Source organism: Sulfurimonas sp., from assembly GCF_041583195.1.
In the GTDB taxonomy this organism is placed as follows: domain Bacteria; phylum Campylobacterota; class Campylobacteria; order Campylobacterales; family Sulfurimonadaceae; genus Sulfurimonas.
The window spans coordinates 18927-28658 of record NZ_JBFHGL010000014.1; the positions used below are offsets into that span (position 1 = coordinate 18927).

Annotated in this window: 9 protein-coding genes and 1 pseudogene; 6 read left to right on the forward strand and 4 right to left on the reverse strand. The window is 30.8% G+C overall.

Features of this window, described 5'->3' with window-relative positions:
* Positions 1–222: a MoaD/ThiS family protein gene (locus ABZA65_RS11350; protein ID WP_373073716.1), complete on the reverse strand. Its 222-nt coding sequence runs from the start codon at positions 220–222 to the stop codon at positions 1–3.
* Between the two features lie 73 nt (positions 223–295).
* Here ABZA65_RS11350 and ABZA65_RS11355 point away from each other — a divergent pair, with 73 nt between their 5' ends.
* Complete coding sequence (locus ABZA65_RS11355) at positions 296–952, forward strand: MqnA/MqnD/SBP family protein (protein WP_373073718.1); 657 nt, start codon at positions 296–298, stop codon at positions 950–952.
* A gap of 5 nt (positions 953–957) precedes the next feature.
* Here the strand turns inward: ABZA65_RS11355 and ABZA65_RS11360 are convergent, their stop codons facing one another.
* The 3 genes from ABZA65_RS11360 to ABZA65_RS11370 are packed head-to-tail and all read right to left on the reverse strand — an operon-like array spanning position 958 to position 5320.
* Entirely contained in the window at positions 958–3339 is a 2382-nt protein-coding gene (locus ABZA65_RS11360; RefSeq protein WP_373073720.1) for a PAS domain S-box protein, read from the reverse strand.
* On the reverse strand, positions 3336–3569 hold the full coding sequence (locus ABZA65_RS11365; RefSeq protein ID WP_373073722.1) for a hypothetical protein: 234 nt from the start codon (positions 3567–3569) through the stop codon (positions 3336–3338). Before ABZA65_RS11365 ends, ABZA65_RS11360 begins: the two co-directional genes overlap by 4 nt.
* Entirely contained in the window at positions 3569–5320 is a 1752-nt protein-coding gene (locus ABZA65_RS11370; protein ID WP_373073724.1) for a Na/Pi cotransporter family protein, read from the reverse strand. Before ABZA65_RS11370 ends, ABZA65_RS11365 begins: the two co-directional genes overlap by 1 nt.
* A gap of 141 nt (positions 5321–5461) precedes the next feature.
* On the opposite strand from ABZA65_RS11370, the gene ABZA65_RS11375 reads away from it, so the two are divergent.
* The 5 genes and pseudogenes from ABZA65_RS11375 to ABZA65_RS11395 all read left to right on the forward strand — a co-directional run.
* Positions 5462–6265 (forward strand): DnaJ domain-containing protein, encoded by an 804-nt coding sequence (locus tag ABZA65_RS11375; RefSeq protein WP_373073726.1) that lies wholly within the window; start codon positions 5462–5464, stop codon positions 6263–6265.
* 79 nt (positions 6266–6344) lie between these two features.
* Positions 6345–7625: a hypothetical protein gene (locus tag ABZA65_RS11380; RefSeq protein WP_373073728.1), complete on the forward strand. Its 1281-nt coding sequence runs from the start codon at positions 6345–6347 to the stop codon at positions 7623–7625.
* A gap of 27 nt (positions 7626–7652) precedes the next feature.
* On the forward strand, positions 7653–8039 hold the full coding sequence (locus ABZA65_RS11385; RefSeq protein ID WP_373073730.1) for a response regulator: 387 nt from the start codon (positions 7653–7655) through the stop codon (positions 8037–8039).
* Between the two features lie 3 nt (positions 8040–8042).
* Positions 8043–8558, forward strand: a complete 516-nt coding sequence (locus ABZA65_RS11390; RefSeq protein ID WP_373073732.1) for a chemotaxis protein CheW — start codon at positions 8043–8045, stop codon at positions 8556–8558.
* 5 nt (positions 8559–8563) lie between these two features.
* Positions 8564–9732: pseudogene (locus ABZA65_RS11395) on the forward strand (hypothetical protein); the annotation flags it as partial.

A 9732-nucleotide genomic window follows, 5' to 3' on the forward strand; every position in this document is an offset into this window, starting at 1 on the left:
TTATCCGCCACATACAGGAGGAAGTAAAGATACTTTATCTCCATCTTTTAATTCTATATCAAGTGAAGAAACCAAAGTGTCGTTTACAGCAACCGCTGAAGTTTTTAACCACTCACTTAACTCTTGATCGTCTTGTAAAATTGTTGCAAGTTCTTTCAGATTTTTTATATCAAGTTCTAATGGTTCTTTTTGTATAGGTCCTAAAAATTCTATTCTTACCATAATAGTTTCCAATTATAATTATTTATTCATGAAATTGTATCAAAAATAAGATTAGCAATGTATAATACAACTTATGGTTTTTGGAAAAATAGAATATTTAAATTTACTTCCCTTTCACGTTTTTATGAAACGATTTACAAAGAGTAGCCAACAACAAATGAGCATGCGCTACTATAGTGGTGTACCTCAAGTTATAAATAAAAAATTTTTAGCCCGCCGTGTAGATGCTGCCTTTATATCGAGTATACGTGCTAGAAAATATAAAACTGTAAACCTAGGAATTATCGCTAGAAAAGAGGTTCAGAGCGTAATAGCAATTCCAAGCAAAACAAATACTAAAGATAAAGCCTCAGCTACTTCAAATATTTTGGTAGATATTTTAGGAGTTGAGGGTGAAGTACTTATAGGTGACAGGGCATTAAGATATTACCTCAGCGGCGGCGACCATATAGATTTGGCCAAGCTATGGAATCAAAAGTATAATCTTCCGTTCGTATTTGCACGACTTAGTTACCACAAAGATAAAAAAACATATAAAAGTATTGAAAAAAACTTTGGTGTAAAACCTATAAAAATACCATCTTACATACTTTCTAGAGCTTCAGAAAGGACAGGTATAAAAGAGAAAGATATACTAGAGTACCTTAAGTGTATATCTTATAAACTGGATAAAAAAGCTGAGCTAGGTTTAAAAGCTTTTTACTCTAAAGTAGATAAGTTAAAGAACTAACTCTTTTAGTCTTTAAACTTATCTCTGATCTCTAAAAAGCTGTCAAGATTTTCAAAGAATATCTCAACCAGCTTTGGATCAAAGTGTTTACCTTTTTCCTCTTCAAATAAATTAAGGATCTTATCTAATTCCCATGCTTGTTTATATACTCTATTAGAACCTAATGCATCAAATACATCTGCAATAGCTGTTATTCTTCCATATATATGGATATCATCAGCTTTTAAACCGTTTGGATAACCGCTACCATCAAATTTTTCATGGTGTTGTCCTGCTACGATAGAGGCTGCTTGCAATATAGGTCTTGTTGAGTGTTTAAGCATCTCATATCCAAGTTCTGCATGAGTCTGCATAATCTCCCATTCCTCAGCATCTAACTTACCAGGCTTTTTAAGTACAGAATCAGGTATCCCTACCTTACCAATATCGTGCATAGGACTGGCTAGTCTTAAAACTTCAGAATCTTTTTCACTAAGTCCATATAAGCTAGCCAATAGTTGTGAGTACTCAGCAACTCTTTTTACATGATTTCCTGTCTCTTTACTTCTTGTCTCACCTATCTCGCCCATCTTATAGATAATCTCTTTTTGAGTATCTTCTAACTCTTGATGTAGATTTATTATCTCACTAATATCGTGCATAAGATGTAAATGTTCAGTTACCTTACCATCTAAGTTAATGATTGGGTATACAAGAGTATCTAAGAAGTAAAGACTTTTATCTTTTGCCACATTTGTAAATACTATAGATACTACCTCTTTATTTTTAAGTCTCTCTATCAACTTATCACAATCACCCATTCTAATATGATTTTCATGGCGTAACTCTCTACAGTTTCTACCAATTAATTCATCTTTTCTATAGCCGCTTAGTTTACAAAACTGCTCATTCGCATACTCTATAATATTATTTGTATCTGTTTTTAAAACTGCTGTAGAACCGTTTATGGCTTCCTCATACTGTTTTGTATAATTTATATTTTCTTCTAAAGACTTGCTTCTATCATCAAGCTGTTCTTTTAAAATCTCTTTATATTTTTCAAGTTCAGTTATATCGTGTCTAATTGCTATATATTCTTTAATTTTTCCATTAACATTTAAAATTGGCATAATATTAGCACTTACCGTGTATGTAGAACCATCTTTTTTTCTATTTGTAATCGTACCTTGCCACATCTTTTTATTTTGTATAGTTGTCCACATATCTTTAAAAGCAGACTTTGGCATAGAAGGCTCTCGAACGATACTATGAGGTTTACCCATCAATTCATCTTTTGTATATCCAGATAGTTTTTCAAAGGCATCATTTACATATGTTATCCTACCTTTTAGATCTGTCTTAGAAACTAAAGTTGTAAGGTCTATTGCTTTATTTAACTGCTCAATAGTTTTTGTTTTTGCTTTACTTTGTTTGTAAAAATATAATATTATCGAGAACAAAATAAGTGAAATAATGAACTTAAAGATCTGTAGTAGCTCAATTTTTTGTATAGTATTATCCTCTCTTATAGAAAAGAAATAACCAACATTTTTCTCATTTACATCAACTATAGGTATAAAGACTATAGTATGTAGTATATGCCCTTTGTCTTTGGCAAATTCTGCAAAAGCGTCTTTTTTATCTATAGATGTTTTAAGTTTTCTGTCTACACCTTTTAAAATACTTTTTAAATCTATATTATCTATATGTGTTGGATTAGCCATTAAATAATCATCATGTCCACAAAACTTATGATAATTGCTGTTTATCTTTTTTTTCAAAACACTTTTAGCTAATTCTGTAGATTTTAAAACTACATTATAGTTGGAATCTAACATGTTTTTCATCTGCTTTAACATTTCAGATGTCTCTATTGAGGCTTCAACACTACCAATATATTTACCTTCTAAAAATATAGGATATATATATCTAAAACCCTCAAAATACCTGCCTATTTCAAATCCAATCTCTTTTTCATGAGTTTTTATAACTTTACGAATACTATTTCTAAAAAGTAAACTGTCTCCATACTTTTCAGGCTTATGAAACCTGATAAAACTATCACCGTTTGCCAAATGAAACTGGAACTGTCCAATTCCTCTTTTTTTAAAATCTTCAAATTTCTTTTTGTAAGATAAATAAAGTTTTTCTCTGTTTTTTTGTTTATTTTTTCCTGCATTTGATTCAGCTAGGATCTGTTTCATAACTTTATCTTCAAACAGCTCATCAAGTAAAGCATCGATTATCTTATCATTAAATAAAATTTTGTCTTTGTACTGAAGCTTTAAATCATATATCTTTTCATCTTTATACATATCCCTTTTTATTGTATATTCCGTATACATTACTACACTTAAAAACAATATACATATTACAAAAACTATATTCTCAATCTTAACTAACCTCAATCTATACCCCCTTTTAAATCTTCTAAAAATTTTTTTAGTAGTTCTATTTGCTTTTTATGTTCTTTTTTCTTTGACTTGTTATCACTCTCTTCTATTTTTAATTTAAGAGATTCTATCTTTTCTTCAATAGTTTTTGTCAGCTTTTCTTTTTTCTTCTGTTCCTTTTCTTGGAACTCTTTTTCCTTGCTAAAAAACTTTTCTACTTTTTTAAACAGTTTCTCTATAGCCATTATCTATGCCTTCCTAATGTTCTGATATCTTTATCATTAATCCAAAGTGTAATAGCTGACTCTATAAGGTTATTCGATATTGTATATGTAAAAGAGTTGTCATTTATAAGTGATGTAGCAGATTTTGAATCTATCTTATGCTCACGGATCAAAGTGTCTATTTTACCGTTTTGTATATAGTCAAAGTGTTGCATATCATTTCTTAGATCTTTTATTTTAGAGACAACATCTAAATCATCACTTAAACTTCTTGCATGATATAAAATATCAATCGTTTTAGCAATATTTTTTCTAAGATTATTATATTCATTTCTAACGAACTCATTTTTTCCGTGAAGATATTTATCTATATTTTTTTGCAACTCTCTTACATCTTTGATAGCTTCAACAATATTTCTACAAGCTGTTTTTAGCCTATAAACTTCATCTTTTTGTTCCGGGTCCATCTCTTCTTGGGCAAGTGTAGCAAAATATAGTATTTCACTATAAAGATTTTTAATATTCTCTTCGTAATATTTATTTATATCTGTATCTATAGTTTCGTTTGATTCCTCTATAACACAAGATATATCATCACTGCCTATATATTTATGACGGTGCAGTGACAAGGCATGAGAGATAACCTCTATTGCATTATCGTAAAGATGTTCTACCTCTTTTTTAACTGCGCTAAAAGCGGCTTCTGGTGAGTGTACAACTGCTTCATCTAAATATTTTGCTTTTACTTGAGTATCTTTTTCTTTAAATATAGACTTTAGATATCTAACCAAAATATTTGTAAATGGAGATACAAGCAATACTCCAAGGACATTAAATATTGTATGAAACAGTGCAAGTTGAAGTATATAATCTTCTTTAGCTATGCCTACTTTTATTGAGAGATACTGTACAAAATCTGCTAACTGATATAAAAATACAATAGCCACTACGGCAGTAACTACATTAAAGATCAGATGTGCTACTGCTAACCTTTTTGCATTGTTATTTGATTTTATAGAACCTATGATAGCCGTAACCGTAGTACCTATATTTGCTCCAATAGCCAGTGCCAAGGCATTGTAATACTCTATTTGACCTACTGCCAATGCCGTAATGATCAGAGCCATGGTAGCCGAACTTGATTGAATTATAATGGTAGCCAAGGCACCTACAGCCACATAAACAATAACACCCAAATACCCATCTAAAGATAAAGATGCCAAATCGATAGCATCTTTTAGAGAATCGAAACCGCTTTTCATATAAGCGATTCCTAAAAATACAAAACCAAGACCAAGTAAAATATTTCCAAAACCTTTATAAGACTTTTCCTTGTTAAAACTAAAAACAACTCCAAAACTGATCATAGGAAGGGCATATTTTGCTATATCTATCTTTACACCGAAACTTGAAACTATCCAGGCTGTTGTTGTAGTACCTATGTTTGAGCCAAATATTACACCAACCGCACCGCTAAGTGTAATAAGCTCGGCACTTAAAAAAGATATAACTATAATTGTAAGTAAAGATGAGCTTTGCACAACTGATGTTGCTAAAAATCCGGAAAAAATAGACTTCGGAAGAGTTGACGTACTTTTTTTAAGTACTTTTTCAAGCACTCCACCGCTAAAGAGTTTGAAACCATCTTCCATAAAAACCATACCTATTAAAAATATGGTAATACCGGCAATGATCTCTTTTGCATTCTCGTTGGAGAGAATTAAAAAAGCTAAAAACAGTAAGAATAATGTGTAAAAATATTTTTTATACAAACCTAACCATCCTCACAAAATAGTGTAGAATTTGATCTACTCATATATTCTACACTATTTTTATTTAAACTTATTAAGAGTATATATTGGTATGTTTTTTGCTGTAACAAAACTAAAAGTTTGTTATTTCTGGGAGATTTCATGCATATATCTTTAGAAAAAAATGCAATTGTATTTAGAATAAGAGATGATTCATCCAACCTCTTTCCTATGATGCACTTTATAAAAAACAGCTTTAAAAATGTTAAATATCTTTCAAACTTAACAGTTGTATCCAACACTCAAGACGAACTTATAAGAAAAAGATACCTGCTTAAATGGGCATACAAAATCTTTTACAAGAGTAATGAATACAAAGGTTCTATCAACTTTAAACAACTTAGCAAAAATCTATCTCTTCCTATCCATATAATAAATACAAACAATAAACATATAGAAAAGACAATCAGCATAACGATAGATCATATAAACACTAATAATGAGCTAAAAATTAGATGTAACGAGTATCACCCAATGATCATAGATACATTTGAGAAACTATTTAAAAATTCTATCTCATTTAGCATGGAGAGAAGAATTTTCAAAATTAAAATTACAACAAAATATGAGCTTGCAATTTTAAAAAGCTTACTTAGTAGAAAAAAAATCTCAGGTGTATCAGTTATATTTATAACTCATAGTTTAAACTTTTCCAAACTTCATGGGCATGAAATAAAATCAGAAGAAGAGATATATAAACAAAAACTACAGAAATCTTTTAAAGTACTTGGAATTACTCCAAACAGTACAAGCAAAGAGATAAAAGATAACTATAGAAAAATGCTTAGACAGTATCACCCTGATAAAGTTTCCAATAAAGGTGTTGAGACAGTAAATCTATATACAAAAAGGTTTCAAATAATACAAGAAGCCTATGATTTAGTAAAAGAAAGCCTCAAACACTAAACTCTTCTTCGAATTTAAGTTTTAAATCAATCATAATTATGTAGAATTAATTAAAGAATCTTATATTAGTGGGGATAATATGTTTAGTGTCTTATTAGTAAACAATGAAAATACAGACAAATCATCTCTTATATCTGTACTTGAAGATTTTCCCAACATATATATAACTAAAGCAGAGACTATTGAAGACGCTTTAGGACTAATTTCAAAACGTTATTTCGAAATTTTATTTATTGACTCGAGTATGGAGTCTGTTGATAATCTTGAAAAATTTAAAGTGGACAATCCAAATATAATAATCATCAGTATTTATAATGAAATCACCCTTGAGATTCAAAATGCCCTACTCGATATAGGTATAAAAGACTCTATAAGCAGTTCTACAGATATAAAACTACTTACACAAAGAGTAACTAACTATATAGACCTTGCAAAACTAAAAAAAGAGCAAAGCTTCTATAGTGACGCGATAAACCTTTTTGATAACGATATAAATAGACGTTACATTACATTTAAACTTGACTCTAACGAATCAAAACTAGAATTTTGGGATTATTTCAGCAGTAGCTATTTTGAAAGATATAACGGTATTAGCGAGTCAATAGATCTTATTTATGCATTTACATCTTGGATGTTTTTAAATAATCGTGAATGCGAAGTTGTTAAAGAAACTGATGATGAAAACATGTACTTAACACTTCAACCTCTTGACTATATGAGTGAAAATATCGTAAATAATCTAATAAACAAATACAGCAGCGGGACTAACTACAAAGTTAGTAATCATAAGCTCTCTCTAAAACTTACAGATATTTCAAAAATAGAGAAAAACTCAAATGTGTCTAAACTTGACGACGAAACTAAATCTATACTTGCAAAAACACACTTTAATAAGATAAGTGCTGCCGAATTTGTCGAATCAACTGCGATCGAACTTGTAAATAAATTAGAAGATCTCTCAGAACTTGAAGACAGAATAGATGAAGCACTCATTAGTTTTGAAGAGAATCCATCTACAGAAACTACAAGTTTATTATCTGAAGAAATCTTGGAATATGTAGATGTTATAGAGATGCTTGTACATTTTCAACACTTGGCATACGCTCTTAAAACATTGGCAAATGCTATTAAAAATATTAAACAAGAACAGATGCAGGAAAAAGAAGTTAAAAAGTTCACAACCCTTTCACTGCATCTGCTAAATGATCTATCATCATGGAGAGAGAATATTTTTATAAAACAAGAGGCAAACGACATTCACTACTTAGATTCATCTCTGTTAAGTTCATGTTTGCAGATTGAGGCTATATTTGAAAAAGAAAAAATTGAGGAGGATGAAGATGATTTTGAACTGTTTTAGTAATTTTAGCTTTAAAGGAGGATACCTGTGTCTAAAAAAATAATTTTAGTGGATGATTCTAAAACAATTTTGGCAACAGCCGAGATGGCTTTAGAAGATCTTGTAAACAGTGGAGTGATTTCACTTAAAACATACCTAAACCCGGCAGAATTAAGAGATGCACTTTTAAGTGGAGTGGAAGATTATGATCTGCTTATTAGTGATATCAATATGCCACAACTTAACGGTTTGGATCTATCTGCAGAACTAAAACAAAATGATAAGTTTAAAAATAAACCTATTTTGATCTTAACTACTGAGAGCTCTGCAGAGATGAAAGCAAAAGGGAAAGAGATAGGTGTTACTGGATGGCTTGTTAAACCATTTAGTGATGAAAAACTTGTAAAAGCCATGAAGATGGTGTTAGGACTATAAATTATGAGTGAGCAAGAACAAACAAAACAGTTAAATACTTCAAGTAGGTATCTTACGTTCTTTGTAGATGGTGAACAATACGGTGTAGACATCTCAAGAATTAAAGAGATAATAGCTCCAATAAACATAACACATATACCAAAAACACCTGTTTATGTAAAAGGGGTTATAAATTTACGCGGTTCAGTTATACCTGTAGTTGACGTAAGACTAAAATTCGGTATGGAAGAAAAAGAGATGGATATGGAAAGTGCCATAATTATCTATGAAGTTAATAAAGTTTCAATAGGTTTCATTGTTGATAATGTTGAAGATGTATTATCTATTGACTCTAAAAATATATCAGATTCTCCTAGCTTTGGAAGTGGTATTGACACTTCATTTATTGAAAGTGTTGCGGAGGTTGATAACGAAGTTATAATGCTTCTAAATCTTGAAAAGATTTTTGAGGCTGATGAGTTGTTAAATATAAGTAAACTAGAAGGGGAAGACAATTCAGTGAAAGCGGCAGAGCAATGAAAAACATGACATTAAAAGTAAAAATCAGTTTAGGGTTTTCTATTTTATTACTTATCACTTTGGTTTTAGGAAGTGTGGCCATAATAAATATGAAAAGTGTTGAGCAAGGTGCTCAGAAATTATCTCACGTATATGTACCAGAAGTAGCAGTAGGGAATAATGTGGAGCGCTATTCTCTTTTAACTATGTATGATATCAGAGGTTATTCACTAAGTGAAGATAAAAACTACTTAGACTCTGGTAGAAAAAGTTTAGAGCAAGTAAAAAAATATTTAGATGATGCTAAAGCTCATGCAGTGAAGTATTCGTTACCTACATTAACAAAACTTGAAGCAAGAGCTCGTGAACACGTAATAGAGTATGAAGAGCTGGTTAATAAAACCGAAGAGCTTGATTCAAAAATGGATGATTACAGAAAACATCTTGATGAAGCGGCAACATTGTATATGAAAACGGCTACTGATTTCGTAAACAGACAAACGGATCGTTTACCAAAACATTATGCTGATAGAGATTTAAAAAATATCAAAGACAGAACTAATAAAATTGTTGAAATGTCCGAAGTAATAAACTTAGGTAACGATACAAGAATTAAAACTTTTAAAGCTCAGGCTTTAAGAGACCCTCAATACATCTATGATGCACAGAAAAACTTTCCAAAAATATTTGCACTTGTACAAAAAATGCGTAATGCTGCTAAACTTCCCGGTGGTCAAAAAATTATGGACACAATGAAAGAAGCAACTTTAGAGTATCAAAGTGCAGTTGATGGATTTATAAAAAATTGGTTAGATTTACAAAAAGTGAATAAATTGCGTGGTGAAGTGGCAGACGAAGTATTACACGCTGCACAGGAAACAGCTCACATTGCAATGGATAATACAGAAAAAATTGCAGAGGAGTCAGCAACTGATCTTTCAGCTGCATCATCTTTAATGATTACTGGTCTAATAATATCTTTAATTATTGGTACAGCTTTAGCAATTTATCTAATCCTAAGTATTACAAAGCCTATTATAACTGCTGTTAAGTCTATTATGGAAGCGAATGAACAGGTGGTAAGTGCATCAACAGAGATTAGTGATTCAGCTACAGGATTAGCAGAAGGTGCGAGTGAGCAAGCAAGTAGTGTTGAAGAAGTTAGTGCTACTATTGAAGAATCAACTGCTATCAA